General features: G+C 70.0%; 26 protein-coding genes. 16 read left to right on the plus strand and 10 right to left on the minus strand.

Features of this window, described 5'->3' with window-relative positions:
* The first annotated feature begins 6 nt into the window (after positions 1 to 6).
* On the plus strand, positions 7 to 906 hold the full coding sequence (locus ACYQ5L_RS21680) for a ribokinase (protein WP_459959649.1): 900 nt from the start codon (positions 7 to 9) through the stop codon (positions 904 to 906).
* Between the two features lie 7 nt (positions 907 to 913).
* Here ACYQ5L_RS21680 and ACYQ5L_RS21685 read toward each other — a convergent pair whose 3' ends face one another.
* From ACYQ5L_RS21685 to ACYQ5L_RS21700, 4 genes are all read right to left on the minus strand, one after another.
* Positions 914 to 1,762 (minus strand): aquaporin, encoded by an 849-nt coding sequence (locus ACYQ5L_RS21685; protein ID WP_459959650.1) that lies wholly within the window; start codon positions 1,760 to 1,762, stop codon positions 914 to 916.
* A gap of 126 nt (positions 1,763 to 1,888) precedes the next feature.
* Positions 1,889 to 2,017, minus strand: a complete 129-nt coding sequence (locus tag ACYQ5L_RS21690) for a hypothetical protein (protein WP_459959652.1) — start codon at positions 2,015 to 2,017, stop codon at positions 1,889 to 1,891.
* A 130-nt stretch (positions 2,018 to 2,147) separates the two neighbouring features.
* A complete protein-coding gene (locus ACYQ5L_RS21695; RefSeq protein ID WP_459959654.1) occupies positions 2,148 to 2,597 on the minus strand; it encodes a hypothetical protein in 450 nt (149 codons plus the stop codon).
* A gap of 116 nt (positions 2,598 to 2,713) precedes the next feature.
* Complete coding sequence (locus ACYQ5L_RS21700; RefSeq protein WP_459959655.1) at positions 2,714 to 3,325, minus strand: TetR/AcrR family transcriptional regulator; 612 nt, start codon at positions 3,323 to 3,325, stop codon at positions 2,714 to 2,716.
* 97 nt (positions 3,326 to 3,422) lie between these two features.
* Between ACYQ5L_RS21700 and ACYQ5L_RS21705 the strand changes: the two genes are divergently transcribed.
* The 5 genes from ACYQ5L_RS21705 (at position 3,423) to ACYQ5L_RS21725 (ending at position 8,154) form a co-directional block, all read left to right on the plus strand.
* Positions 3,423 to 4,304, plus strand: a complete 882-nt coding sequence (locus ACYQ5L_RS21705) for a metal-dependent hydrolase (protein ID WP_459959657.1) — start codon at positions 3,423 to 3,425, stop codon at positions 4,302 to 4,304.
* Complete coding sequence (locus ACYQ5L_RS21710) at positions 4,301 to 5,329, plus strand: PDR/VanB family oxidoreductase (RefSeq protein WP_459959659.1); 1,029 nt, start codon at positions 4,301 to 4,303, stop codon at positions 5,327 to 5,329. The genes ACYQ5L_RS21705 and ACYQ5L_RS21710 overlap by 4 nt, the downstream gene beginning before the upstream one ends.
* Before the next feature lie 32 nt (positions 5,330 to 5,361).
* Entirely contained in the window at positions 5,362 to 6,822 is a 1,461-nt protein-coding gene (locus ACYQ5L_RS21715; protein WP_459959662.1) for a flavin-containing monooxygenase, read from the plus strand.
* Positions 6,822 to 7,691 (plus strand): short-chain dehydrogenase/reductase, encoded by an 870-nt coding sequence (locus tag ACYQ5L_RS21720; protein ID WP_459959663.1) that lies wholly within the window; start codon positions 6,822 to 6,824, stop codon positions 7,689 to 7,691. The genes ACYQ5L_RS21715 and ACYQ5L_RS21720 overlap by 1 nt, the downstream gene beginning before the upstream one ends.
* A gap of 136 nt (positions 7,692 to 7,827) precedes the next feature.
* Positions 7,828 to 8,154 (plus strand): nitroreductase/quinone reductase family protein, encoded by a 327-nt coding sequence (locus ACYQ5L_RS21725; protein ID WP_459963498.1) that lies wholly within the window; start codon positions 7,828 to 7,830, stop codon positions 8,152 to 8,154.
* On the opposite strand, the gene ACYQ5L_RS21730 is transcribed toward ACYQ5L_RS21725, so the two are convergent.
* Together ACYQ5L_RS21730 and ACYQ5L_RS21735 are read right to left on the minus strand one after the other, a co-directional pair.
* A complete protein-coding gene (locus ACYQ5L_RS21730; RefSeq protein WP_459959666.1) occupies positions 8,102 to 8,812 on the minus strand; it encodes a PAS and ANTAR domain-containing protein in 711 nt (236 codons plus the stop codon). The two genes, ACYQ5L_RS21725 and ACYQ5L_RS21730, sit on opposite strands and share 53 nt — an antisense overlap.
* A gap of 72 nt (positions 8,813 to 8,884) precedes the next feature.
* Complete coding sequence (locus tag ACYQ5L_RS21735; RefSeq protein ID WP_459959668.1) at positions 8,885 to 10,396, minus strand: dihydroorotase; 1,512 nt, start codon at positions 10,394 to 10,396, stop codon at positions 8,885 to 8,887.
* 88 nt (positions 10,397 to 10,484) lie between these two features.
* Between ACYQ5L_RS21735 and ACYQ5L_RS21740 the strand changes: the two genes are divergently transcribed.
* The 3 genes from ACYQ5L_RS21740 to ACYQ5L_RS21750 are packed head-to-tail and all read left to right on the plus strand — an operon-like array spanning position 10,485 to position 13,896.
* Positions 10,485 to 11,672 (plus strand): CaiB/BaiF CoA transferase family protein, encoded by a 1,188-nt coding sequence (locus ACYQ5L_RS21740; RefSeq protein WP_459959670.1) that lies wholly within the window; start codon positions 10,485 to 10,487, stop codon positions 11,670 to 11,672.
* The gene (locus ACYQ5L_RS21745; RefSeq protein WP_459959671.1) at positions 11,669 to 12,487 is read left to right on the plus strand and encodes a cyclase family protein; all 819 of its coding nucleotides are present in this window, start codon (positions 11,669 to 11,671) and stop codon (positions 12,485 to 12,487) included. The genes ACYQ5L_RS21740 and ACYQ5L_RS21745 overlap by 4 nt, the downstream gene beginning before the upstream one ends.
* Positions 12,484 to 13,896 (plus strand): MmgE/PrpD family protein, encoded by a 1,413-nt coding sequence (locus tag ACYQ5L_RS21750; RefSeq protein ID WP_459959675.1) that lies wholly within the window; start codon positions 12,484 to 12,486, stop codon positions 13,894 to 13,896. The genes ACYQ5L_RS21745 and ACYQ5L_RS21750 overlap by 4 nt, the downstream gene beginning before the upstream one ends.
* A 13-nt stretch (positions 13,897 to 13,909) precedes the next feature.
* Here ACYQ5L_RS21750 and ACYQ5L_RS21755 read toward each other — a convergent pair whose 3' ends face one another.
* On the minus strand, positions 13,910 to 14,818 hold the full coding sequence (locus tag ACYQ5L_RS21755) for a hydroxymethylglutaryl-CoA lyase (protein ID WP_459959676.1): 909 nt from the start codon (positions 14,816 to 14,818) through the stop codon (positions 13,910 to 13,912).
* 120 nt (positions 14,819 to 14,938) lie between these two features.
* Between ACYQ5L_RS21755 and ACYQ5L_RS21760 the strand changes: the two genes are divergently transcribed.
* The 3 genes from ACYQ5L_RS21760 to ACYQ5L_RS21770 all read left to right on the plus strand — a co-directional run bounded on the left by ACYQ5L_RS21760 (position 14,939) and on the right by ACYQ5L_RS21770 (position 17,841).
* Entirely contained in the window at positions 14,939 to 16,258 is a 1,320-nt protein-coding gene (locus tag ACYQ5L_RS21760; RefSeq protein ID WP_459959679.1) for a CaiB/BaiF CoA transferase family protein, read from the plus strand.
* Between the two features lie 11 nt (positions 16,259 to 16,269).
* Complete coding sequence (locus tag ACYQ5L_RS21765; RefSeq protein ID WP_459959682.1) at positions 16,270 to 16,887, plus strand: isochorismatase family protein; 618 nt, start codon at positions 16,270 to 16,272, stop codon at positions 16,885 to 16,887.
* A 96-nt stretch (positions 16,888 to 16,983) separates the two neighbouring features.
* Positions 16,984 to 17,841, plus strand: coding sequence for a MerR family transcriptional regulator (locus ACYQ5L_RS21770; RefSeq protein ID WP_459959684.1), 858 nt, complete (start codon positions 16,984 to 16,986; stop codon positions 17,839 to 17,841).
* A 7-nt stretch (positions 17,842 to 17,848) separates the two neighbouring features.
* Here the strand turns inward: ACYQ5L_RS21770 and ACYQ5L_RS21775 are convergent, their stop codons facing one another.
* Entirely contained in the window at positions 17,849 to 19,174 is a 1,326-nt protein-coding gene (locus tag ACYQ5L_RS21775; RefSeq protein WP_459959686.1) for a cryptochrome/photolyase family protein, read from the minus strand.
* A 44-nt stretch (positions 19,175 to 19,218) separates the two neighbouring features.
* Positions 19,219 to 20,100, minus strand: coding sequence for an alpha/beta hydrolase family protein (locus ACYQ5L_RS21780; RefSeq protein WP_459959687.1), 882 nt, complete (start codon positions 20,098 to 20,100; stop codon positions 19,219 to 19,221).
* 99 nt (positions 20,101 to 20,199) lie between these two features.
* Between ACYQ5L_RS21780 and ACYQ5L_RS21785 the strand changes: the two genes are divergently transcribed.
* The gene (locus ACYQ5L_RS21785; protein ID WP_459959688.1) at positions 20,200 to 20,907 is read left to right on the plus strand and encodes a hypothetical protein; all 708 of its coding nucleotides are present in this window, start codon (positions 20,200 to 20,202) and stop codon (positions 20,905 to 20,907) included.
* 2 nt (positions 20,908 to 20,909) lie between these two features.
* On the opposite strand, the gene ACYQ5L_RS21790 is transcribed toward ACYQ5L_RS21785, so the two are convergent.
* The gene (locus tag ACYQ5L_RS21790; protein ID WP_459959689.1) at positions 20,910 to 21,695 is read right to left on the minus strand and encodes an IclR family transcriptional regulator; all 786 of its coding nucleotides are present in this window, start codon (positions 21,693 to 21,695) and stop codon (positions 20,910 to 20,912) included.
* A gap of 150 nt (positions 21,696 to 21,845) precedes the next feature.
* On the opposite strand from ACYQ5L_RS21790, the gene ACYQ5L_RS21795 reads away from it, so the two are divergent.
* From ACYQ5L_RS21795 to ACYQ5L_RS21805, 3 genes are read left to right on the plus strand one after another with little or no spacing between them, the layout of a single operon-like run.
* Complete coding sequence (locus tag ACYQ5L_RS21795; protein ID WP_459959690.1) at positions 21,846 to 22,325, plus strand: flavin reductase family protein; 480 nt, start codon at positions 21,846 to 21,848, stop codon at positions 22,323 to 22,325.
* A complete protein-coding gene (locus ACYQ5L_RS21800) occupies positions 22,322 to 23,608 on the plus strand; it encodes an acyl-CoA dehydrogenase family protein (RefSeq protein WP_459959692.1) in 1,287 nt (428 codons plus the stop codon). Before ACYQ5L_RS21795 ends, ACYQ5L_RS21800 begins: the two co-directional genes overlap by 4 nt.
* The gene (locus ACYQ5L_RS21805) at positions 23,605 to 24,888 is read left to right on the plus strand and encodes an aldehyde dehydrogenase family protein (RefSeq protein WP_459959693.1); all 1,284 of its coding nucleotides are present in this window, start codon (positions 23,605 to 23,607) and stop codon (positions 24,886 to 24,888) included. The genes ACYQ5L_RS21800 and ACYQ5L_RS21805 overlap by 4 nt, the downstream gene beginning before the upstream one ends.
* Positions 24,889 to 24,917 lie beyond the last annotated feature (29 nt).

Here is a 24,917-nt window from a genome sequence, read left to right on the forward strand (position 1 = left end):
ACAGCCATGCACGACTTCGACCTGGTGGTCGTCGGCTCGGCCAATGCCGACCTGGTGATCGGCGTCGAACGCCGGCCCGCCGCCGGTGAGACGGTGCTCGGCTCCGACCTGGCCGTGCACCCGGGCGGCAAGGGCGCCAACCAGGCCGTCGCCGCCGCCCGGCTCGGGGCGCGCACCGCCCTGCTGGCCCGCATCGGCGACGACGACCACGGCCGCCTGCTGCTCGACTCCCAGCACAAGGCGGGTGTCGACACCGCGGGCGTGCTGGTGGGCGGCGCGCCCACCGGCGTCGCCTTGATCACGGTGGATCCCTCGGGCGACAACAGCATCGTGGTGTCGCCGGGGGCCAATGCCACACTCACGCCCGCCGATGTCCGCGCGGCCGCCGACCTGCTGCGCAGCGCCCGGGTGGTCTCGACCCAACTGGAGATTCCCCTGGAGACGGTCCAGGAGGTGGTCCGGAACCTGGTGCCCGGCAACCGATTCGTGCTGAACCCGTCCCCGCCCCGCCCGCTGCCGCGGGACCTGCTCGACGCCGCCGATCCGCTGATCGTGAACGAACACGAAGCCCATGTGCTGCTGGGCGATTCGGCGGGCGCGACGCCCGAGGACTGGGCCACGGCACTGCTCGCGCTCGGCCCCCGTTCGGTGGTGATCACCCTCGGTGCGCACGGAGCGCTCGTGGCCGACGCCGACGGCATGGAACGCGTTCCGGCAGTACAGGTCCGAGCCGTGGACACGACGGGCGCCGGTGACGCCTTCACCGCGGCCCTGGCCTGGCGGCTCGCGCTGTCGGAGCCGCTGTCCACCGCTGCCGCCTACGCGGCCCGCGTCGCGGCCATCGCCGTCACCAAGGCGGGAGCACAGGAGTCCTACCCCACCGCAACGGAAATCGCGTCCGGCTGACAGGCGCTCAGAATACTTGGCGCAGCTCCACCCCCGCGGCGCCGGTACGTTGCTCCACGAGTCTTTCCGGCTCCCCGGCAGGTTCATCATCGAGCGCCGGGATGCGGTCGGGCGCGCCGCGCTGTCCAGCGAGCTCGGCAGCAGCGGCAGGTTCCACTCGGGCGGCAGCGGGCTGGGCCGGGTAGAGCAGTCCAACGAGACCGAATCCGATTGTGGCGCCGATCAGTTGGGCGGCGATGAAGGCCGCCGCCGAGGTGGGGGCGATGCCGGTGAAGGTGTCGGAGAAGATCCGCCCGATGGTGGCCGCGGGATTGGCGAAGGAGTTCGAGCTGGTGAACCAGCATGCGGCCCCGATGTATGCCGCGACCGTCATCGCCGACAGGGCGGCGCGGCCGGTACGGGCCAGCGCGGTCACGACCAGAATCAGCCCGGCCGTCGCCACCACTTCGCCGACCAGGTGCCCGGCGGTAATGCGATGCTGTGCGGAGATCTGGACGGCGGGCTGATCGAACATGACGTTCGCCAGCACCGCACCGGCGACGCCGCCGAGTATCTGAGCGCCGAGGTAGCCGATCAGCCCGGAGGCCGGCAAGCCGGTGCCGCCGCGCCGTCCGGACCACCAATCCGTCATGGAGACAACGGGATTGAAGTGCCCGCCGGATACCGGTCCGATCACCAGGATGAGGACGCCCAGCCCGAGTACGGTGGCGGTGACGTTCCCCAGCAGCTGCTGACCGGCATCGGCGGGCGACATTCGCTGGGCCGCGATACCGGAGCCGACGATCACGCACACCAGCAGCCCGGTGCCGATGAACTCGGCCAGCATGCGCCGCGCCGCGGCACCGATTTCGCTCATCGATGTTTTCCCTTCTGTGGTCAGCAAAGATAAACATCCCGAGCGAATGCGGGCACCTGTCGCTATGTACAGACTCGGCTCGTCCAGTGGCGGCCGCGTGCGGAGAAATCAGCAGTTGACAATCGCCTACTCCAAGAGCGGAACGACCGCGCGGTACTTCCCGCCCGGCGCCCGCTCCGGTGGTTCCTCTCCACATTCGACGACCACAGTGCCGAGGTCGTTGTCCGCCAGCAAGCGGGTGAGCTCGTCGTGCACGCTGCGCCACACCTGTTCCGGAGCGGGGGTGCGAGTACCCGCCCGGACCCGCGGTGTGCACCGATGCCGTGACACCTACCGGCGGGTCTCGAACAAGGCGGGATCGGCAAATCTCGGATCGCGCGCGGTCTCAGTTGCCGAAGCCCGCGAGGGCGCTGGCCAGATCCGGCACCTCCAGCACCTCGAGCGCCTGACCCCGCACATCGGGGCAGGTGCCGCTGGTGGCGGCGTCGACGATCGTCTTGTCGCGCAGGATCTCGTCATTGAGGCCGTCATTGCGGGCAGCCCAATTCTGCACCGTCCCATTGAAACTGACCTTGGCCAGGGCCGATCCCTGGCCGCGCCAGTTGCCGATCTCGGAGCCGATCATGTCGCACAGCTGCTGCGCGGCGGCCGGTGTCACCACGTCCTCGTCGTCGCCGGTATCCCTGGTGGGTGCGCCCGGCGCTGTCACATCGATGGTCGGAGTCCGCGGAACGTCGACGTCTCCGTCGCCGCCGCAGCCCGCCAGCACGCCGCCGGCGGCGATCACGCCGGCGGCGATCATCGAACGCATGATCGTGGTGCCGTTCTCGCTCATTGCGTCTCCTCGAAGTCGGAATCTCTACGACCGCCTTACCCAGGCCTCGCCGTTTGACGCCGCCGACACGCGAGAACCGCCGGAGGAGGATTCCGTTATACGCGGGCCATGGGCCGCTAGACGCTGATGATCGGCGCTATGTGGGTGCGGGCGAAGGCGGTGAGCTCGGCCTCGGAGTCCAGGTCGGTCGTGCCGATGGGCTGCAGGATCAGCGAGTGGACGATGCGGCAGCCGACCTCGACGCGGGTGGCGAGGTCGGCGGGCTCCGAAAATCCCCTGTCACGCAATGCGGTTCGCAGAATCTCCGTGGTCGCGGCAACGGACATGGTGAAGAAGGCACCGCCCTCGGTGGTGAGCTGCGGGAGCAGGCGGTCGGGTTCGAGGGCCAGCATGCGCTCGACCAGCGGGTGGTTGCGCCAGCGGGTGAGCACGGTGACGAAGATGCCGGCGATCAGGTCTTCCAGGGTCTGGTGCCGAGCCGGGATCTCCTTCAGTTCATCGAGCAGCCGGCCCACCTCCCGACCGGTGACCGCGCGCACGACATCGTCGCGGGAGCCGATGCGGCGATAGACGGTGACGCGATCGACGTCGGCCTTGCGGGCGATGTCCTCGATCGTCGTCTTCTTCACGCCCACCTGTTCGAACTGGACGAGGGCGGCATCGAGAATGCGGTCCTCGATGGCATCGGCCTTGACGGCGTTTCCCGAGGTGGCGGCGGAGGAGGGCACGGTCCGAGGCTAGCACCGGCGAGCCCTCCTGCAACAATCTCGAGGCGTTTGTGGCTGCAACATTGCAATCCAAATTGTTGCACTGTACGTTCGGCGCATGGCTGATAACAGTGCGACGAGGCGCTCCTATCAGGACGAAGCCCATGCGATCCACGCCCGTGACGTGCACTTCGACTTCTCCTCGGTGCCGATGCACTACATCCCGGGCGAAGTGCTCGCGACCCATGTCACCAATGTCATGCATCTGGTGCTGCCGGAAGGGGAACGGGCAATGGCCGCATGCCTGGCCGAGGCGCTGCCGTACATCGACGACGAGCGGCTGCGGGAAGAGGTCACCGGATTCATCGGCCAGGAGACCATGCACGCCGGCAGTCACGAGGGCGCGCGCACGCATCTGCAGTCGATCGGGCTCGATGTCGAGTCGTATGTGCGCAAGGTGGCGTGGCTGGTCGATCGCGTGCTCGGTGATCACGGGCTGACCGGCAAGGCGAAGCAGGAGTGGCTCAAGGAGCGACTCGGGGTGTTCGCGGGGATGGAGCATTTCACCGCGGTGATCGGCGAGTGGCTGCTGGAATCGGAGGCGCTCGAGAACGCCGGGATGCATCCCACCATGCTGGATCTGGTGCGGTGGCACGGCGCCGAGGAGGTCGAGCATCGCAGCGTGGTGTTCGACGCCTATATGCACGTCGACGGCGGCTATGGGCGGCGGGCGCGCACCGGGCTGCTGGCCGCCGGAGTGTTGTTGCCGCTGTTCGTGATTTCGACGGCCTATCTGTATCGCAAGGATCCGAGTGCGGACAAGGGCCGGTTCTGGGGGACGCAATTCGTGAGCGCCACCGTGCGCGGGGTGATCCCCAGTTTCACCACGTTCTTCACCGAGATTCCGCGGTACCTGCGGCCGAGTTTCCATCCCTCGCAATTGGGTTCGATGGACAATGCGCTGCGCTATCTGGCGCATTCGCCGGCGGCGCGGGCATGAGCGGTCACGATGTCGCGACGCCGGGCCTGCGGGCGCTGGGCGCCGCCATGGACGTCTACAAGAAGGTTTTCACCACTCCCGCCGTCTCACGCCCGAATCCGGTGCGATTCAACGGATTCGAGCTGGACGCGGTGGTCGAGACCGTGCGCGCCGAAGCGGCGGAGGTGGTGTCGCTGACATTGCTCGCGCCGTGGCGGGGTTCGCTGCCGGCGTGGCGGCCGGGCGCACATCTGGATGTGTTCCTGCCGTCGGGACGGCAGCGCCAGTATTCGCTGTGCGGCGACCCGCGTGATCGGCGGCGCTATCGCATCGCGGTGCGGCGGATTGCCGACGGGGACGGCGGATCCCGGGAGATGCACGAGCTGCGGCCGGGTGACCCGCTGCGCATTCGTGGGCCGCGCAATGCGTTCACTTTCATCGGGAATGCGCCGTCGTATTTGTTTCTCGCCGCCGGTATCGGCATCACGCCCATCCTGCCGATGGTGCGCGCGGCCGGAGCCAGGGGTCGGCTGGTGTATCTGGGGCGGTCCCGGGCGACCATGCCGTTCCTGAGCGAACTGCCGCCCGAGGCCGATATCCGGCCCGACGACGAGACCGGCGGAACCGATATCGCCGCCGTGCTCGCCGAGGCGAAACCCGGTGCGGCGGTGTATGTCTGCGGTCCGCCACCGGTGCTCGAGGCGGCGCAGCGCCAGATGTTCGGGCTCAATCCGACCGGTTCACTGCATACCGAGCGATTCTCGGCGCTGCCGGTGGTCGACGGCCGCGAGTTCGATCTGTCCCTGGCGCGCACCGGACTGAATGTCCGTGTCGGCGAGCAGGAAACCGCACTGGAGGCCATCCGCCGGGTGCGGCCCGATGTCGCGTACTCGTGCCGCCAGGGCTTCTGCGGCACCTGCAAGACCCGCGTCCTGTCCGGCGATATCGCTCACCACGACCGGCTGCTCACCGCCGGTGAACGCACCGGCCACATGCTGACCTGCGTCTCCCGCTCGACCGGCGGGCCCCTCGTTCTCGATCTCTGACCACGACATCACACCGGAGGATCGGCTCAGCTGTGTCCACACGAATCGAACACCGTCGGATCGCCGTTCTCGGAGCGGGTTTCGGCGGAATCGGACTCGCGATCAAACTGCGGGAGGCCGGTTTCGACGACCTGATAGTCCTCGAACGCGCCGCGGATCTCGGCGGCACCTGGCAGGCGAACACCTATCCCGGGGCGGCCTGCGATGTGCCGTCACACTTGTACAGCTACTCCTTCGCACCCAATCCGGACTGGTCCCGCACCTACGGGCGGCAGGGCGAGATACTCGACTACATGCGCGCGGTCGCCACGAGACACGATGTGGTGCGCCATATCCGGTTCAGCACCGAGCTTCTGGACGCGCGCTGGAACGAGCGCGACTCGGTGTGGGACATCGAGACCTCCCGCGGGAAGCTCACCGCCGACTACTTCATTTCGGCGGCGGGGATCTTCGCCGAGGCGAAGTACCCGTCACTGCCCGGCCTGGAGACCTTCGCGGGCAAGACGTTTCATTCGCTGCACTGGGACCACGACCACGACCTGACGGGCGAGCGCGTCGCGGTCATCGGCACCGGCGCGTCGGCGGTGCAGTTCATCCCCGAGATCCAGCCGAAAGCGGCCGCGCTGACGGTGTTCCAGCGCTCCGCGCCCTGGATCGTCCCACGCTTGGACCGCGAGACCATGGGGCTCGAACGCCTGTTGCTCCGCCATGTCCCCATGGCTCAGAAGGCGATTCGAGGCACCTGGTACACCCTCATCGAGAGCTTCGGCCTGGTCGGCTTCGTGGACAACCGATTCCGCCATCCCTACGAGTTGCTCGGCCGCATCCAGCTGCGCCGCCAGATTCACGATCCCCGGCTGCGCGCGCGGCTCACCCCCGACTACATGATCGGCTGCAAGCGCGCCATCTTCTCCGACGCCTATCTGCCCGCCTTGGCGCAGGACAATGTCGAGGTCGTGACCGACTCGATCGCGGAGGTCCGCCCGCACTCGATCCTGACCCGAGACGGGACGGAGATCGGCGTGGACACCCTCATCTACGGCACGGGTTTCGAGCCGATTCCCACCGCCTTCGAACGCATCATCGGTCGCGAGAACCTCTCCATCGCCGATCTGTATCACGAGCAGCCGCAGACCTATCTCGGCGCGACCATCGCCGGATTCCCCAACTTCTTCTGCACCCTCGGGCCGTTCGGTGCGGCGGGCAACCAATCCGCCATTTTCATGATCGAATCCCAGATCGCCTACATCGTGGACGCCCTCGTCACACTGCGCGCCCGCGGTGCGCGCCGGGTCGAGGTCCGCGCCGCGGCCCAGGACGCCTTCGTCGAGGAAATGCGCCGCCGCAGCACCGAAACGGTCTGGCTGACCGGCGGCTGCCAGACCTACTACACCACACCCGACGGTGGCAATGCCGGTCTCTACCCGAGCTGGAGCTTCGAATACCGCAGGCGCACCGCACGATTCGACGCCGATGCCTACGAGGTGGCCTGATGAGCATCCGCAACCCGCTGACCTGGCTCTCCCCCAACACCTACGACGTGGCCGGAAAAGTCGTGCTCATCACCGGGGCTGCACAAGGCATCGGGCGCGAACTGGCCCGGCTGCTGCACGCCCGCGGCGCGCACGTGATCGTGGCGGACGTCGACGAGTACGCCGCCAAATGCGCGGCAACTGAACTGGCCACCCGCGCGCACGCGGTCGTGGCGGATGTCGCCGACCGCGATGAAATGGTGCGCGCCGTGCAGGCGGCCATCGAATGCCACGGCCGCCTCGACGTGGTGGTCGCCAATGCGGGCGTCACTCCCATCCCCGCCACCCTGCGCACCATGGACCCGCACGACTTCGACCGCGTCATGAGCATCAACCTCACCGGCGTGTTCAATACCGTCCACCCCGCCCTCGACCACATCGTGGCCTCGAAAGGCCATGTCGTCGTGGTCTCCTCGTGTGCAGCCTTCGCCCCCGGCATGGGCGGCTCCCCCTACATGGTGAGCAAGGCGGCCGTCGAACAACTCGGCCGCGCCCTGCGCGTCGAACTCGCCGCCTCCGGGGCCAGCGCCGGCGTCGCCTACTTCGGCATCGTCGACACCGCCATGACCCACGACCTGCTCGACGCCGACGACCTCGGCCGCCGCCTCGACGGCATGCTGCCCTGGCCGCTCAATATCCGCATCACCGCCGCCCAGGCCGCCCGCACCATCGCCGACGGTATCGCCCGCCGCTCCGCCCGCACCATCGCCCCCGCCGGATGGGAGCCCTACGCCCTGCTACGCGGCGCGCTCAACATCGTCCTCGACAACCGACTGGCCTCGAATCCCGCCGTGCACGAACTCATCCGAGCCATCGAGCGGCGCGCCTGACGCCGCCGTCCGATCCGGAAAGATCCCGTCCCCGAGCACAACCCGCTTCGACACGCTGCCCGCGGCGTTCCAGCACACCAGGACCTGGAGGACGGTGTGGGCGGCGAGTTACGGTGGCCGCATGCGGGTTCGGCTCATGCGGTTACTGGCGGCCTTCAATCGGCGGGTGACCAACCCGGTGTTCGGGCGGATCGCCGGTCGGGTGCCCGGGTATGCGAATGTCGTTCATGTCGGACGGTGTTCCGGGCGTCGGTATCGGACGCCGGTTGGGACGACTTGGCGTGGAGAGGAATTGCTCATTGCGGTGAATTACGGGCGCGGCAGTGACTGGGTGCGGAATGTGCTTGCGGCAGGTGAGTTCGAGCTCGAGCAGGGGGCGGAGGTGGTGCGCATGGGGCATCCGCGGCTCATTACCCTTGATGGCCGGCAGTTTCTTGCCGCGGAATCTGTTCGTGGACGGTGAGCAGGAGGTGGTCGAAGGCGCTGCGCCAGTTCACGGGCGGTGGGGGCCGGGAGGTGACGGCGGAGACGAGGGCGGCGGCCAGGGTGCGGAGTTTGGTGTTGGTGGCTTGGGAGCGCCAGGTCAGGACCCGGAAGGCTTGGTCGGCGCCGACGCCGTAGGCCATCATGAGCATGCCCTTGGCCTGTTCGATGATGCCGCGGTGCTCGACCAGATCGGGCAGGAGCTCGTCGACGACGTGGTTGCGCTGGGCGGTGACGGCGGCGGTGACGTCGATGTAGTAGCCGGCCGTGCCGATGATGGCGCCCTCGTCATCGGTGATCGAATCCGATACCACGATGACCTGGTGTTCCCTGCCCGCGGTGTCGACGATGCGATGGCTGCTCGTGAACGGCTCGTGATCGTGCACCGAGGTCACGATCACATTCGACACCCGATCGCGGTCGTCGGGATGTTTGTGCGCCAGTAGCAATTCGGTGGTCGGCGTGACCTCGCCGGGCGCATAGCCGTGCATGCGGGCCACTTCATCCGACCATTCCCAGCGCTGGTCGTCGAACCAGAACCGGAACCAGCCGACCGTCTGCTCCTCACCGACCGCGACGACCTTCTCGATCGCCGTGCCCGGATCCGTGCCGAGGTGTTCATCATCACCGCTGATCATCGCATTCAGTATGCGGCGTGCGCGCGACGGCGACCAGCCTTGCGCACCGCAGCACCCGCCCCGGCCCGGTGATCAGGCCGGGGTGCGGCGCAGGTAGCGGCCGTGCGGATCGCCCTGGACGCGGCCGTCGCGGACCACGTGCCGGCCGCGGAGAAAGACATCGGTGACGGCGGCGTTCATTGCGAAACCCTCGAAAGGCGTGTATTCCTGGGCGGATTCGGAATCTGCGGCGCGCACCGTCCACCGGGCGTCGGGGTCGATCAGGACGATATCCGCGTCATGGCCCGCGCCGATGGCGCCCTTTCCGGCCAGGCCGTAGCGGCGCGCCGGATTCCAGGCGGTGAGTTCGGCGATGCGCGAGAGGGCGACGCCGCGTTTCATCCCCTCTCCCACCAGGCCGGGCAGGAGGTATTCGGCGCCGCCGAAACCGGACTTGGCGGCGAAGACGTCCGCCGGATCGGCCCCGAACTTCTGTTCGTCGCGGCAGCAGGCGTGATCACTCACCACCCAGTCGATATCGCCCGCCAGCAGGTGCCGCCACAGCGCTTCGACGTCGTCACGGTCGCGCAGCGGCGGGTTCACCTTGCCGCCGATGCCGGGTGCGGTGTCGACATCGGCGAGCAGATGACCGATGGTGACCTCGCGGCGGAAGTCCACCTGTGGGAAGGCCGCGGCCATGGTGAGCGCGGCCGCCACCGCCTTGGCCGAGGACAGGTGCAGCAGATTGATATTGGCCAGGCCGGTCTCGTGGGCGAGGTAGGAGGCCATGGTGATAGCCAGGCCCTCGGAATGCGGTGGGCGCGAGGCGCTGTAGGCGCGCAGGCCGGTGAGCGTGCCCTCGCGCTCGACCAATTCGGTGTAGGCGGCCATGATTTCGGCGGTCTCGCAGTGCAGTGACAGCGAGAGGCCGGGGCCCAGGTCCGCGCGCGCCCGCTGCACGGCGCGCATGACGAATTCGAAGTGGGCCAGGTCGTAGCGCTCGTGTGGCGCGAGCATGAGGAAGTCGGCCTGGTCCGTGGACCGGCCGTGCAGGCCGTGGCCGCCGTAGAACATGAAGATCTTGAACGAGGTGATACCGAAATCCCGGACCAGGTACGGTATTTCGGCAATGTGCTCGGCGCTCATGGGCGCCAGGTGCAGGGCGTGGTCCACGAAGGACCGCCCGGCCATCCGCGCGAGCACCTCGGGAACGAATTCACGGTAGGCGCCGCCCCGGTTCAGGTAGTAGCGCCCGGTGCGCATATAGGTGATCGAGGTGGTGACCCCGCCCTGCGCGCAGGCGCGGCTCTCGGATTCGGTGTCGGAGGCCAGATCCCGGTAGATACCCCAGTGCTGATGGGCGTCGACCACGCCGGGGAAGGCGAGCAGGCCCTCGGCGTCGACCACTCGATCCGCGTGCGCCGCGGGCAGATTCGCGCCGACCGCGGTGACGACACCGCCCGCGACGGCGATATCGACCGGTTCGGGATGGTCGGTGGACGGGTCGCCCGGTCGCACCACACGGGCGTTCCGGATCAGCAGGTCGGTCGCCACGGCATGCTCCAGTTTCTCTATGCGAAACAGCTTTACCAACTCGGCGATCATCGCAGTAGTATGCGCTGATAGTCAATGCCGCCGAATGCCTTGATGTTTCGCTATGGGAAACACCCGGCGGCAGATGAGGAGTTGGGCCATGGACGGACCACTGTCGGGAATCCGGGTGCTGGATGCGGCGACGCTGTTCGCCGGACCGCTGGCGGCGACGCTGCTGGCGGATTTCGGGGCCGAGGTGGTGAAGATCGAGCATCCCCAGGGAGATCCGGTCCGCGGCCACGGCGCCCAGCGCGACGGCGTCGGCCTGTGGTGGAAGATGCTGGGGCGCGGCAAGAAATCGGTGACGCTGTACCTGGGCTCCCCCGAGGGCCAGGAGTTGTTCCGGCGCATGGCCGCCGACGCCGATGTGGTGATCGAGAACTTCCGCCCGGGCACCCTCGAGCGCTGGGGACTGGGCTATCCCGAACTGCGGGAGATCAATCCGGGGCTGGTGCTGGCCCGGGTGACCGGTTTCGGGCAGATCGGCCCCTACGCCCGCCGCCCCGGCTTCGGCACCCTCGCCGAGGCCATGAGCGGATTCGCCGCCCTCACCGGCGAACCGGACGGGCCGCCCACCCTGCCTCCCTTCGGTCTCGCCGACGGAATCGCGGCGCAGGCAACGGCTTTCGCCATCATGACCGCACTGCGCGCCCGCGATCGCGACGGGTGCGGCCAGCAGATCGACCTGGCCATTATCGAACCCATCCTCACCCTGCTGGGCCCGCAGCTCATTGCCTACGACCAGCTCGGCGAACTGCCGCCGCGGACGGGCAATCGCTCCTCGAACAACGCGCCGCGGAATGTGTACCGCACCGCCGACGGCGGCTGGGTCGCGGTGTCCACCAGTGCGCAGTCGGTGGCCGAGCGGGTGATGCGGCTGGTGGGCCGCCCGGAGTTCATCGACGAGCCCTGGTTCGGCTCCGGCGCCGAACGCGCCAGGCACGCCGACGAACTCGACGCCGCGGTCGGGGCCTGGATCGCCGAACGCGATACCGGCGAGGTGCTGGCCGCCTTCGAGAAGGCCGAGGCCGCCATAGCTCCCGTCTACACCGCCGCCGATGTCCTGGCCGATCCGCAATTCCGCGCGCTGGGCGCCATCGCCGAAATCCCCGACGACGAACTGGGCAGGATACGCATGCAGAACGTGATCTTCCGGCTCTCCGCCACACCGGGCCGGATCCGCTGGGCGGGACCACCGCTGGGCGCGCACACCGCGGAGGTGCTGGGCGCCTACGGCGTCGACGCCGAACGGCTGGCCCGGCTGCGCGCCGCGGGGGTGGTCCGATGAGCATGCGCGATCCGCTCGTCGCCGCGGTGCGCGGCGGGATCCGGCTGATCGAGCTCGGCCAGCCCTTCTTCACCGGAATGCCGTGCTCGCCCAACCATCCCGGCTTCCGGATGACCCTGGCCCGCAGGCACGGCGATACCGTGCGGCCCGACGGCGGTTCGGCGGCCAACGAGATCATTGTGACCGGCGGCCATGTCGGCACCCATATCGACGCCCTCAGCCATGTCAGCCACGACGGCCTGCTGCACGGCGGCATCGATGCCGCGGCGGCCCAGCGCGGCGGGAGCTTCAGCGCCCACGGCGCCGAACGGCTGCCCGGCTTCGTGTGCCGCGGCCTGCTCCTCGATATCGCGCGCCTGCACGGCACCGATATCCTGCCCGGCGGATACGAGGTCACCGCCGACGATCTCGAGCGCGCGACGAGACGACTCGGCGTGGAACTCGAACCCGGTGACGTGGTGCTGATCCGGACCGGCTGGGCGCGGCTGTTCGGCGAGCCGCAGGCGTATCTCGGTGCTGCGACCGGGGTTCCGGGCGTGGGTGTCGAGGGCGCGCGCTGGCTGGCCGCGCGCGGTATCGCCGCCACCGGAGCCGACACCACCGCCTACGAGCGCATCGCGCCCGGCGCGGGTCACGCCGTCCTGCCCGTGCACCGCGTGCTGCTGGTCGAATCCGGTATCTACCTGCTCGAGCATCTCGCCCTGGAGGATCTCGCCGCCGCGGAGCTCACCGAATTCGTCTTCGTGCTCGCGCCCCTGCGCATCGTGGGCGGCACCGGCTCGCCCGTGCGCCCGCTGGCGGCGGTGAGCCGATGAGCGCGACGACGGTAGTGGGGCGGCTCGCGCACTTCGCCGCGCACACGCGAGATCGGGGCGTCGGCGCCGAATTGCGCGCCGACGCGACCCGGCGGCTGCTCGACGCACTGGGCAACAGCCTTGCGGCGCAGCATGTCCCGGCCGCTGCGGCGGTGCGGGAGCTGGTGCTGGAGTGGGGTGGCCCGGCCCGGGCCACCGCCCTCGGGCTGCCGCACCGCTGTCCGGAGGCCGGTGCGGCGCTGCTGGGCGGAACCCTCGCGCACGCACTGGATTTCGACGACACGCATCTGCCCTCGGTGCTGCATCCGTCCGCGACGGTGGTGCCCGCGGCGCTGGCCGTCGCCGAGGCTACCGGGGCCACCGGCGCCGCGCTCCTGGACGCCATTGCCGTGGGCGTGGAGCTCACCGTGCGGATCGGCATGGCCGGCTATGACGAGAACCTCGGCAACTCGGTGTTCTTCGAGCGCGGCCTGCACGCCACCGCCATCTGCGGGACGCTCGGCGGCGCGGCCGCGGCGGCCATGCTCTACGGCCTCGACGCGGCAGGCATCGGCCATGCCCTCGGTATCGCCGCGAGCATGGGTTCGGGCCTGCTGGAGGCGAATCGGACCGGGGGCACCGTCAAGCGCGTCCACTGCGGCTGGGCCGCGCACGCGGCGGTGACCGCCGCGGGGCTGGCCCGCCACGGCCTCACCGGTCCGCCCACGGTGGTCGAGGGCAGATTCGGCCTGCTCCAAGCCTTTTGCGGCAACCGGGCCGATATCGCCCCGATACTCGACGGGCTCGGCGAGCACTGGGAGCTACCGGGGGTGTTCTTCAAACCGTATCCCTGCAACCACTTCACCCACGCCGGAATCGATGCCGCCCTGCGACTGCGCGAGCGCGGCGTCACCGCCGGCGATGTCGTCCGTCTCACCCTGGGTGCACCCGGGCCGGTACTGCGCACCATCGCCGAACCCGCCGCCGCCAAACGACATCCGGAATCGGGTTACCACGCCGCGTTCTCCGGTCCGTACACCGTCGCGGCGGCCTTGCTCGGCGGCGGCGGACTGGGGTTGTTCCACGCGGACTTCACCGACGAGGCGGCCCGCGATCCGGCCCGGCTCGCCTTGGCGGCCAAGGTGGTCTGCGTCCCCGACGCCCACTGCGGCGAGATCTTCCCGCACCAGTTCCCCGCCGTGCTCACCGCGGAACTGCACGACGGTCGCATCCTCACCGAGCGCGTGGACGTCAATCGCGGCGGACCCGGTAACCCGCTCTCATCGGAGGAGCTGGCCCGGAAGTTTCGTCTCAATACCGCCGGCGTCCTGTCCACCGCCCAGGCCGACGACATCAGCGAGATGACCTACGGCCTGGCCGATCTCGACGATCTCGGCAAGCTCCTGACCCGCCTCCGGAGCGCGGACTAGGCGCTGCGGAGCGTCACGCGGAACCGGGTCCGGCCGCGGGGAAACCCCCGGCCCGGCCGAGCAGGGCGGGCACCGGGGAGCCGAGCACCTCCCCCAGCCAGGTCCCGGTTTCGCTGACCGTGTCCCTGCGCACGCCGGTGGCGATGCCCATGCGGTCCAGCAGATACAGCAGATCCTCGGTCGCGATATTGCCGGTGGCGGCGGGTGCGAAGGGGCAGCCGCCGATACCGCCGGTGCTGGCATCGAGCACCCGCGCACCGCTGTCGATGGCGGCGACGGCATTGGCGTAGCCGGTGTTTCGCGTGTTGTGGAAATGGCAGCGCACGGTGGCGGCGGGCGCCAGGGCGGCGGTCGCGGTCACCAGGGTGCGCACGCGATCGGGGGTGCCGACGCCGATGGTGTCGGCGAGCGCTATCTCGTCGGGATCCGCCGCCGCGACACGGCGCACCAGCTCCAGCACCCATGCCGGAGCGACCTCCCCTTCGAAGGGGCAGCCGAAGGCGGCCGCGAGGGTGACCGTGCGCCGCAGACCGGCCGCGGCCGCGCGCCGTGCCAGCGCCGCCCAGCGCTCGACCCCCTCCAGGGTGGTGCAGCCCTGATTGCGCCCGCTGAAGGTATCGGTCGCCACCACGACGACATTGATCTCGTCCACACCCGCGGCCAGGGCGCGGTCCAAGCCGCGCTCGTTGAACACCAGCCCCGCGTAGGACACCCCGGCCGCACGGGGTACGCCCGCCATGACCGCCTCGGCATCGGCCATCTGCGGAACCCGGTGCGGGTTCACGAAACTCACCGCCTCGATCCGCCGCAGACCCGCCGCGACGGACCGCTCGATCAGGCGGATCTTGTGCTCGGTCGCGACGATCGCCGGTTCGTTCTGCAATCCGTCGCGCGGGGCGACTTCCAGCACGGTGACATTCACGGGTCCTCCCGAATGTGTTTGCCTTGCAGCACTGTTTCTCTCAGGGATACAGTGTTACCACTTTCGCCAACAGTACCCGATCGCCGCCGCGGTCGGTCGTCCCACGAACGGAGGCGACGCATGGCCGCCGCACCGACCCCTTCCCCCGGGCCGCTGGCCGATTCCCCCGGGCCGCTGGCCGATTCCCCCGGGCCGCTGGCCGATTCCCCCGGGCCGCTGGCCGATTCCCCCGGGCCGCTGGCCGATTCCCCCGGGCCGCTGGCCGATCTGCGCGTGATCGAGATGGGCCAGTTGCTGGCCGGACCGTTCTGCGGGCAACTGCTCGGCGATTTCGGCGCGGAGGTGATCAAGCTCGAGGCGCCCGGAACCGGAGATCCCATGCGCCAGTGGGGACGTGAACAGTCGCAGGGCAAATCGCTGTGGTGGCCGGTGGTGGCGCGCAACAAGAAATCGGTCACCTGCGATCTGCGCCGGGCCGACGGCCAGCGGCTGGCGCGCGAGCTCATCGACCGCGCCGATATCGTCATCGAGAACTTCCGGCCCGGAACCATGGAGCGGTGGGGACTCGGCTACGACCGGCTGCGGGAGCGCAATCCGGGCCTGATCATGGTGCGGGTCACCGGCTACGGCCAGACCGGGCCGTACGCCCCGCGCGCCGGATACGGGTCCATCGGCGAGGCCATGGGCGGAATCCGCTACACCACAGGCGATCCCGGACATCCACCCGCGCGCACCGGTATCTCCCTGGGCGATTCGCTCGCCGCCGTCTTCGCCACCATCGGCGCCCTCACCGCCCTGCACCACCGCGACCGGACCGGACAGGGCCAGCTGGTGGATTCGGCCATCTACGAGGCGGTGCTGGCCATGATGGAATCCCTGCTGCCGGAATACGCCGTCACCGGCTATCAGCGCGAGCGCACCGGATCGGTGCTGCCGAATGTCGCGCCCAGCAATGTGTATCCGACCGCCGCAGGCGAGATGATCCTCATCGCCGCGAACCAGGACACCGTCTTCGCCCGGCTCGCCGAGCTCATGGGCCATGCCGGCCTGGCCACCGACGAACGCTATGCGACCCACACCGCACGCGGTGAACGGATGGGCGAACTCGACGAGCTCATCGCCGCGTGGACGGTCACGGCGAAGGCCGATGAGCTCCTCGAACGGCTGCACGCGGCGGGCGTGCCGGCGGGCCGGATCTACACCGCCCGTGACATGTTCGCCGATCCGCATTTCGCCGCCCGCGAGGCGATCGTGCGCATCGCGCACCCCGAATTCGGGGAGCTGCCCATGCACAATGTGGTGCCCAAGCTCAGCGCGACCCCCGGCGCCATCCGGCACGCCGGACCGGAACTGGGCGAGCACAATGCCGCGGTGTACGGCGGCGTCCTCGGGCTGGACCCCGGCCGCATTGCCGAACTCGCCGAAAACGGCGTGATCTGAAGGGAATTCGCATGAAGGATCTCGCCGAGGATGCCCGCGCGGCCGGGTACGGCACACCGCTCGGGGCCGGAGCGCGACCGGCGGTGCTGGTCGTCGATGTCTGCGCGGCCTACCTGACCGACGGCTCGCCGCTGCGCGCCCCCGTGGAGGAGGCGGTGAAAGCCGCTGCCGCCGTGGTCGATCGGGCCCGCGCGGGCGGTTGCCCGGTCCTGTTCACCCGCGTGAGCTACCGGCCCGGCACCGACGAGGGCGGGCTGTTCCGGCGGAAGATACCCACATTGGCGGTCTTCGAGGAGGGCAGCCCGCTGGGGGAATTCCTCGCCGATCCGGCGCCGCTGCCGGGCGAGTGCGTGGTGGTCAAGCAGTACCCCAGCGCGTTTCACGGCACCGCGCTGGCATCCAATCTGACGGCGGCGGGCATCGATACTCTGCTCATCACCGGGCTCACGACCAGCGGCTGTGTCCGGGCCACCGCCACCGACGCCCTCCAGCACGGGTTCCGCCCCATGGTCGTCGCCGAGGCCTGCGGGGATCGCGACCCCCGCCTGCACGAGGCCAATCTCTACGACCTGAACGCGAAGTACGCCGATGTGATCGATCTCGACGCCGCGCTACGACTGCTGCCCTGACTCCACACCGGGGCGCCGAGGTGCTCTCGCGGTCACGGACCGACACTCCGTCCGGGTGCGATCGTTGCGACGACGGGCGGCAGGCACAATCAGGGCATGCCCGATGGTCCGCAGCCCCTACCCGAGCCCGCCGGCTATCCGGTGCGCGCGGTGGCCGAGCGGCTCGGGATCCCGACCGCCACTCTGCGCAGCTGGAATCGGCGCTACCGCATCGGGCCGCCACAGGACCGGCCCGGCCGTCACCGCTTGTACTCCGAGAGCGATATCGCGCTGCTGACCCGGATGGTGAACCTCATCAGGGCGGGCGCCACCCCGGCCGGGGCCGCGGCGGCCGCCCGCGGACCCGCCGTGCCGCTGGGCGACAAGGCCGCGCTGCTCACCGCCGCGTTCGCGCTGGAGAGCCGGGCGGTGTGCGAGCTGCTGACCACGCACCTGCGCGATTACGGGGTGGCCGACACCTGGGATCGCCTGTGCCGCCCCGCTTTCGCCGATATCGTGGCCCGCCAGCTCGGCGGCGAGGGCTGCGTGGACGTCGAACACCTGTTGTCCTGGTGCATCATCGCCAGCCTGCACCGGGCCGCTCCCCCGCCCGACGCCGCGCCCGCACCACTCGTGCTCGCCTGCACCAGCGGCGAAACCCATTCCCTGCCACTGGAAGTCCTGCGGGCAGCCTTGGCCGAGCGCGGCCTCGGCGCCCATATGCTCGGCCCGGACGTGCCCACCGCCGCCCTGCGCGACACGCTGACCCGCCTGCCGGTCCCGGCCACGGTCCTGCTGTGGTCGCAACAGCACGCCACCGCGCTCACCGCGGCCCTGCGCGCCGGTACCGACGCGGGTGCGACCGTCTACGCCGGCGGTCCCGGGTGGGACGCCGTCGTACTGCCGGAGGCGGTCACCCGGCTCGACGGCCTCACCGAGGCCGTCGAGCGGTTCGCGCGGCACGCACGCCGGTGAAATCCGCTCACATGCCATTGAATTCGACGATCGGCGGCGGATAGACCGCGGCGGGCACCGCGGCGCGCCACGGACGGTGGATCGCTCCGCCGGGCAGGTGCGCGAGTTCCGGCAGCCAGCGCCGCGCGTAGGCGCCGTCCGGATCGTAGCGATCGGCCTGGCGCAGCGGGTTGAGCACGCGGCTGGACCGGGTGTCGGTGCCGGTTCCGGCGACCCACTGCCAGTTCAGCCGGTTGTTCGCGAGATCGGCGTCGACCAGCCAGCGTTCGAAATGGGCTGCGCCCGAACGCCAGTCCACGCGCAGCGTCTTGGCCAGGAAACTGGCCGCGATCAAGCGGGCGCGGCCGGGCAGCCAACCCTCGGCGAGCAGTTGGCGCATGCCGGCGTCGACCACCGGATATCCGGTGCGCCCCGCGCGCCAGGCCGCCAGGCCGTCCGGCTCCGTGCGCCAGGACCGGCCGCCGGAGCGGTAGTCGTGCGCGGCGGCCTCGGGGCGGTCGGCCAGCACCTGATGGTGGAAGTCCCGCCAGGCCACCTGCCGGACGAAGGCGTGCCCGCCGGCGGTCGCGGTATCGGTGCGGTACACCACCTCCGCCGGTGAGAGGCAGCCGAAGTGCAGATAGGGCGACAGTCCCGAAGTGCCCTCGACCGCCAGCAGATCCTTGTGCTCGGCATAGTCGCGCAGGGGACCGGACAGCCAGCACGCCAGCAATTCCCGTCCGGTGACCTCGCCGCCGACCCGCAGTCCGGGTGAGGCCATGGCGGCGCAGAGCTCGCCGAGATCCGGTATCGGAGCGCTCGCGATGGCGGGCACGGTGAGCCGGTCCGGTGCGGGCAGCGGACGGCGCATGGGGATTTTGAGCCAGCGCCGGAAGTAGGGCGTGAACACCGCGTAGTGACCGCGGCCGGTATCGGGCTTCATCTCGGCCGGATCCACGGCGGTGATGGACGCCGGATGAGTCCGCACCCGGCAGCCGATCCGCGAAAGCCGTTCCCACAGAACGTTTTCCCGCTCCCGGCTGTACCCGCTGACATCCTCGGCGACATGCAGGGCGCCGGCGCCGGTCTCGCGCGCCACCCGCTCCACCTCCTCGGCCACCCGGCCGCGCCGCAGCACCACCCGCCCGCCCCGGGCGCGCAGTTCGCCGTCCAGTTCGGTCAGCGCGGCCAGCAGGAACCGCACCCGGTTCGGTGCGTGCCGCACCCGCCGCAGCACCTCCTCGTCGAGGACGAACAGCGGCACCACCTCCGCCGCTTCCCGGATGGCGGCGGTGAGCACGGGATTGTCGCGCATGCGCAGATCGCGGGTGAACAGCGCGATGGAGACCGGCATGCTCCCCAGCATACCCACTAATCGATGCACAAACGATGCATCGGTCAGCGGGTCTCGACCCACACGGCCGCATCCGTGCGCGGACCCGTCTCGAAGACGTACCGCCGGGCCTCCGCATCGCCGAGTTGCGACCGGAACCACAGCGCGGTCCAGCGGGCCGCGGTGGCGATCGTCTGCTCCCGCGGCGCGGTGCAGGCGCGGGAATCCGGGGCGGCCCCGGGCGGATTGTCGATATCGGCGAGCCCGAAGTGATTCGCGCCCACCAGGTGCACGAACACCGCCTCCGGCGCGCCGGAGAGCCGGGCGAAGCTCTCCAGGGCCTCGGCCGGTTCGCTCACCCCGTCCTCGGTGCCGTTCAGATACATGACCGGAATCCCCAGCACCGCAACCGAATCGACGGCGCCGCCGATGGTGGTGTTGGCGCCGTGCGCGGCGATGGCCCGCAGTTGCGGCGGATGCCGGTAGGACAGGCCGAAGCAGAAGGGCGGCTGACAGCGATCGGCCGCGGCGTACAGGGCGGCGGCCCCGCCGTAGGAGTGCCCGGCCACCACCAGCGTCTCCGGATCGATGCGCGCGCCGAGCCCGGAGGCGTCCCCGGCCGCCCGCTCCCGGGCCCAGGACACCACATCGCCGAGCGCGAACTCGCTGGGCAGGCTGTATCCGGGCATCGGATAGCGCTCGGGCACCACGACGACGAATCCGTATTCCGCCACCGCCGCGGCGAAGCGCGCATAGTGCGCGCGCCGCACATTCGCCCCGGGCAGGAGCAGTGCGACCGGCAGGCGGCGCTCCGCGGCGGTGGGATACCAGACGGTGGCCGCATCGGCGGCAATGCGGGTTTCCGCCTGGCGCACACCGTCATCGGCGGTGGCGGGCGCGGCGGTGAGCAGCAGCAGGGACAGAGTGGCCGCAAGGAGACAGCGCATGGGGACCCGTTTCGGTTGTGGAAACACTGTTTCGATGTGAGACTGTCGGCGGAGCTTACCGTCGAAACACCGTTTCGCAGAAGAGAACAGGGAGAAGACATGGGAGCGCACCCGAACGGCTGGTGGATCCTGCTGCACCTGTTGCTGTTCGTGTTCTGGCTGGGCGGGGACCTCGGGGTGTACTACTCCAGCCGTTTCGTCATCGATCCGGAGCGCACCCCGGCCGCGCGCGCCACGGCGCTGGCCATCATGAGCGGGCTCGATCTGGGACCGAAGATCTGCCTGGTGCTGTTCCTGCCCAGCGGCCTCACGCTCATGGCGCTGGAACCACACGGCGCGTCCCTGTTCGGAATCGGCTTGTTCCCCGGATGGTTCGTGGTCGCCGTGTGGCTGTTCGCGGCGGTATGGCTGGCGCTCACGGTGATTCAGCACCGCACCCACGGCCGGATCGCAGGCGTCCATCGCGCCGATCTCGCCATCCGGATCGCGGTCGTCGCGGGCCTGGCGGTCTCGGGCTGCTACGCCCTGATCGCCGCCGAACCGTTCGGCGTCACCACGAATCCGCGCTGGCTGGGCGGCAAGATCCTGCTGTACGGTGCCGCCATCACCGCCGGGCTCGGCATTCGAATGACCTTGCGCCCCTTCGGTCCCGCCTTCGGCGCGCTCGTCGCGACCGGTTCCACCGAGCGGGTGGAGCGCACATTGCGGGGCAGCGTCGACGGCTGCCTGCCCTATGTCTGGACGATCTGGGCCAGTGTGCTCGCGGCGGCGGCGCTGGGCGTGCTCAAGCCCGGCGCGCAGTTGTGACGCTAGCCGGAGTACCCCAGCTGCGCCGAGACCGCGCCCGCCGCCTTCTGCAGCATCGGCACGCACTCCTTCATGCGCGGTTCGAATCGCGACAGCGGCCCGCACACGCTGATCGCCGCCACCACGCCGCCGTCGTGGTCGAGCACCGGGGCCGCGATGGAGGCGGCGCCGATCTGCCGCTCCCCCAGCGAGATCGCGTATCCGCGCTTGCGCACCTCGGCCAGTTCGGTGCGCAGTTTGCGGGGGGTGGTGATGGTGGCGTCGGTGTAGGGGGTCAGCTCGTGCCGATCGAGATACTCGTCGATCTCCTCGCTGCGCAGGAAGCCCAGGATGGCCTTGGAGGAGCTGCCGGCATGCAGCGGATACGGGACGCCGAGCGCGACCTCCATGCGCAATTCCTGGTCCGGCACCACCTGATCCACGTACATGCGGGTGTCGCCGCGGCGAATCGACAGGGTGGCGGTCTCGCCGGTCAGCGAGGCCAGCCGGCGCAGTTCGGGGGCCGCCATGACCCGCAGGTCGGTGCGTGCGAGATAGGCGCGGCCGAGCGCGATGGCGGCGTGCCCCAGGGCGTAACGGCGGGTGGTCGGCTCCAGGGTGATCAGGTCCCGATTGCGCAGCGCGGTCAGGATGCGGTGCACCGCGGCCTTGGTCAGGCCCAGTTCATTGGCGATCTCGGTGACCCCGAGATCGGGCCGGCCGGTGCGGCCGAACAGCAACAACACGTCCATGGCCCGCTCGACGGCGGCAATGGAACGACTCTGGCTCTCGGCCTCGGTGTCCGACACGCCTCCAGCTTAGGGCACGCCATTTCCCATTGGGAAACGCCCCGCCGAATGCCTTGGGCGGTGGCCGTTTTTCCGCGTCCGGTTGCACCCGCGCACAATCGGGCGTTACCGTGTGCGTAACAGCGTTTCCACTATCGAAACGGAGCAGCTGTGAGTTCGACCGATCTCCGTGCGGTACTGGCGCAGTGGGCCACCGGCGTGGTCGTGGTGACGACCATCCGCGACGACGGCGGGCTACACGGTATGACGGCCAGTTCGTTCACCAGTGTGGCGCTGGATCCCCCACTCGTCTCCATTTGCCTGACCACCGCCAGCACCACCTGCCGACTCATCCGCCGCAGCGGCGTGTTCGCGATCACTGTGCTCGGCCACGATCACGAGGACATCGGCCGGCGGTTCGCCGCGTCGAGCGCCGGCGACCGTTTCGCGCTCGGCGAGTGGACCACCGCGCGCAGCGGCGCGGCCGTCCTCACCGATGCGGTGGCCTGGCTCGACTGCGTGGTCGCCGCCTGCCATCCGGCCGGGGACCACACCATCGTGCTCGGCCTGGTCCAGGAAGCCGCCACCCCGCGGCCCGCACCCCCGCTCATCTACCACGACCGCACCTACCACGAGGGGATTGCCCGATGACCGGCGAACGACCCACCGGCGAACGGCTCGTCGAAGATATGACCGACGCCGAACGCGAACGCGCGCACCGCGTCGAGACGGTCCTGCCCGCCCTGCGCGCCGCCGCCGAGCAGGCCGATCACACCGCCACCTTCCCGGCCTCCCATATCGCGCTCCTGCGCGACGCGGGCCTGCTCGGCCTGGTGGTACCCGAGAAATTCGGCGGGCTCGGCGGCGGCCTGCGCGATCTGGCCGCCGCCACCTACGCCATGGGCACCGCCTGCCCGTCCACGGCGCTGGCGTACTTCTTCCACAACACCAGCGCCTCACGCGGATTGCTGCCGCTCGAGGCGATCGACGCCGGGTTGTTCGCGGACAATGAGATTCCGGTGGTGCGGGCCTTCGCCGAGAAGGTGCTCACCCGCATGGCCGACGGGGTCTGGCTGGCCAACTTCGCCTCCGAATCGGTGAAGACCGCCAAGGCCAACATCACCATCGCCACCACCGCGCGCAAGGTGGACGGCGGCTGGATCCTGCAGGGCGAGAAGTCTTTCGGCTGCGCGACCGGGGTCGCCGACTACTACCTGACCTCGGCCAGGCTCGAGGGCTACGAGACCGCCGAGGGGCTGGCGACCTTCTTCGTCCCGCGCGATGCGGCGGGGGTGAGCGTGCGCGCCCCCTGGGACGGGCTGGGCATGCGGGCCACCGCCAATAACGGCATCCGGCTCGACGGGGTCTTCGTTCCCGACGACGAGACCTTGGCGCTGCCCGGCGCGTTCACCAGGATGCTCACCATGAGCAGGGGCAGTTTCGTCGGCAATCAGCTCGCCATCGCGGCCGTCTACACCGGATGCGCCCAGCGCGTCTACGACGAGACGCTGGCCGCGACCACGCGAAAGACCTTCGCCGACACCGGGGAACCGATCGCGTCCTCCCCCGTGCACCAGGTGCTGATCGGCGAGATGACCCGGCAGTTGCAGACCGCCTACCTGTGGCTGCGCTATCAACTCGGCATCGAGACCGTGGAACCGCCGGTCAAGCCCAAGCAGGAGGTGTTCACGCAGTGGCGGCTGGGCAAGGGCGCGGTCACCGAGGCCTGCTTCCAGGTGGCCCTCGGCGCGCTCAAGGCGGGCGGCACCTCGGCGGCGTCGATGAGCGGCATTGCCGGGCGCGCGCTGCGCGATCTCGCCATGGGCCTGGTCATGACCTTCCCCGCCGAGCGCGGGCTGCTCGAGGTGGCCCGCATCGTCACCGACGCCACGGCCAACGAATTGTTCACCACCGCACCGGAGGCCACGCGATGACCGCCCCGCTGCCCGCCATCGCCGATCTCGTCGACGGCGAATGGGGAACGCCCGCGCTGGATCTCGGTCTGGGACTGGAGGATCCGGCGACCGGAGCCGAGGTCGCCCGCGCCGTCGCCACCGCACCCGACCGGGTCGAGCGCGCACTCACGGTGGCGGACAAGACTTCCGGTGTCGTCACGCCGGAGGCGCTCGATGCGATCGCCGACGCGCTCGACTCCCGGCTGGCGTGGATCGCCGAGCTGGACGCCCGCGCCACCGGGGTGCCGATCCGGCAGACCGACATCGTCGCCGTGATCGTCTCGGGCGCGTTCCGCCTTGCCGCCCAGCAGATTCGGGAAGGTGCGCTGCGCGGCGACCGTGACGGCGTGCGGGTGCACCGGCTGCCGCTGGGTCCGGCGCTGTGCCTGGTGCCGTGGAACGCGCCCGCCCCGATGGCCGCGCACAAGGTGGCCAGTGCGCTCGCGGCGGGCTGCCCGGTCGTGCTCAAGGTCAGCGAGTTCGCGCCCTACAGCGCGATCCCGCTGGCGGAGGTGATCGCCGAACATGTGCCGCCCGGCATGTTCCAGCTGGTCCAGGGCGGCGCGGCGACCGGTACGCAGTTGGTCGCCGATCCGCGCGTCAAAGCCGTCTCCTTCACCGGCGGACTCGCCGGCGGCCGTTCGGTCGCCACGGCGTCGGCGCCGCTGCTGCGCCCGTGCCAGCTCGAACTGGGCGGCAACAATCCGCTGGTGGTGCTGCCCGACGCCGACCTCGAGGCCGCCGCGCGCATGGCGGCCGAACTGCTCACCACCCTCAACGGCCAGTGGTGCCGGGCGCTGGGGCGCCTGATCCTGCCCGCCGAGCGGGCCGGAGAGCTCCTGGAGGCGATCGGAAAACGCTTGCAGGCCCTGCGCATCGGCCACCCGCTGGACCGGGAGACCGAATACGGCCCGCTCATCCACTCGCGGCACGTGGCCCGGGTGCGGGCGGCGGTGTCCGGGCGCCGATTCCACTCCTTCGGCACCCTGCCCGCGGGCGGGAACTATCTAGCGCCGGCGCTGCTCGCCGAGGACCTCGCCGACGAGGTGTTCGGCCCGGTCGCGGGCACCGTCGGTTACGGCTCGATCGAGGAGGCAGTGCGGCTGGCCAATGCCGTGCCGTACGGGCTCGAGGGCTACGTCTGCGGCGCCGACGAGGAACTGGCAATGACGGTGGCGCAACGCATTCGGGCCGGTGAGGTCAAGGTCAACGGGTCCTCGATCATGAGCCTGCACCTCATGACGCCGCGCCCGGCCTAGGCGCTGTCCGGGCTGGGCGAGGAGGGCAC

Source organism: Nocardia sp. IFM 10818, from assembly GCF_054655275.1.

What these genes read in the sequence shown, in the direction of transcription:
- ACYQ5L_RS21680 (WP_459959649.1), top strand. Translation starts at nt 7, where the DNA reads ATGCACGACTTCGACCTGGTGGTCGTCGGCTCGGCCAATGCCGACCTG.
- ACYQ5L_RS21685 (WP_459959650.1), bottom strand. Translation starts at nt 1,762, where the DNA reads ATGAGCGAAATCGGTGCCGCGGCGCGGCGCATGCTGGCCGAGTTCATC.
- ACYQ5L_RS21695 (WP_459959654.1), bottom strand. Translation starts at nt 2,597, where the DNA reads ATGAGCGAGAACGGCACCACGATCATGCGTTCGATGATCGCCGCCGGC.
- ACYQ5L_RS21705 (WP_459959657.1), top strand. Translation starts at nt 3,423, where the DNA reads ATGGCTGATAACAGTGCGACGAGGCGCTCCTATCAGGACGAAGCCCAT.
- ACYQ5L_RS21710 (WP_459959659.1), top strand. Translation starts at nt 4,301, where the DNA reads ATGAGCGGTCACGATGTCGCGACGCCGGGCCTGCGGGCGCTGGGCGCC.
- ACYQ5L_RS21720 (WP_459959663.1), top strand. Translation starts at nt 6,822, where the DNA reads ATGAGCATCCGCAACCCGCTGACCTGGCTCTCCCCCAACACCTACGAC.
- ACYQ5L_RS21725 (WP_459963498.1), top strand. Translation starts at nt 7,828, where the DNA reads ATGCGGTTACTGGCGGCCTTCAATCGGCGGGTGACCAACCCGGTGTTC.
- ACYQ5L_RS21730 (WP_459959666.1), bottom strand. Translation starts at nt 8,812, where the DNA reads ATGATCAGCGGTGATGATGAACACCTCGGCACGGATCCGGGCACGGCG.
- ACYQ5L_RS21735 (WP_459959668.1), bottom strand. Translation starts at nt 10,396, where the DNA reads ATGATCGCCGAGTTGGTAAAGCTGTTTCGCATAGAGAAACTGGAGCAT.
- ACYQ5L_RS21740 (WP_459959670.1), top strand. Translation starts at nt 10,485, where the DNA reads ATGGACGGACCACTGTCGGGAATCCGGGTGCTGGATGCGGCGACGCTG.
- ACYQ5L_RS21745 (WP_459959671.1), top strand. Translation starts at nt 11,669, where the DNA reads ATGAGCATGCGCGATCCGCTCGTCGCCGCGGTGCGCGGCGGGATCCGG.
- ACYQ5L_RS21750 (WP_459959675.1), top strand. Translation starts at nt 12,484, where the DNA reads ATGAGCGCGACGACGGTAGTGGGGCGGCTCGCGCACTTCGCCGCGCAC.
- ACYQ5L_RS21760 (WP_459959679.1), top strand. Translation starts at nt 14,939, where the DNA reads ATGGCCGCCGCACCGACCCCTTCCCCCGGGCCGCTGGCCGATTCCCCC.
- ACYQ5L_RS21765 (WP_459959682.1), top strand. Translation starts at nt 16,270, where the DNA reads ATGAAGGATCTCGCCGAGGATGCCCGCGCGGCCGGGTACGGCACACCG.
- ACYQ5L_RS21770 (WP_459959684.1), top strand. Translation starts at nt 16,984, where the DNA reads ATGCCCGATGGTCCGCAGCCCCTACCCGAGCCCGCCGGCTATCCGGTG.
- ACYQ5L_RS21775 (WP_459959686.1), bottom strand. Translation starts at nt 19,174, where the DNA reads ATGCCGGTCTCCATCGCGCTGTTCACCCGCGATCTGCGCATGCGCGAC.
- ACYQ5L_RS21780 (WP_459959687.1), bottom strand. Translation starts at nt 20,100, where the DNA reads ATGCGCTGTCTCCTTGCGGCCACTCTGTCCCTGCTGCTGCTCACCGCC.
- ACYQ5L_RS21785 (WP_459959688.1), top strand. Translation starts at nt 20,200, where the DNA reads ATGGGAGCGCACCCGAACGGCTGGTGGATCCTGCTGCACCTGTTGCTG.
- ACYQ5L_RS21800 (WP_459959692.1), top strand. Translation starts at nt 22,322, where the DNA reads ATGACCGGCGAACGACCCACCGGCGAACGGCTCGTCGAAGATATGACC.
- ACYQ5L_RS21805 (WP_459959693.1), top strand. Translation starts at nt 23,605, where the DNA reads ATGACCGCCCCGCTGCCCGCCATCGCCGATCTCGTCGACGGCGAATGG.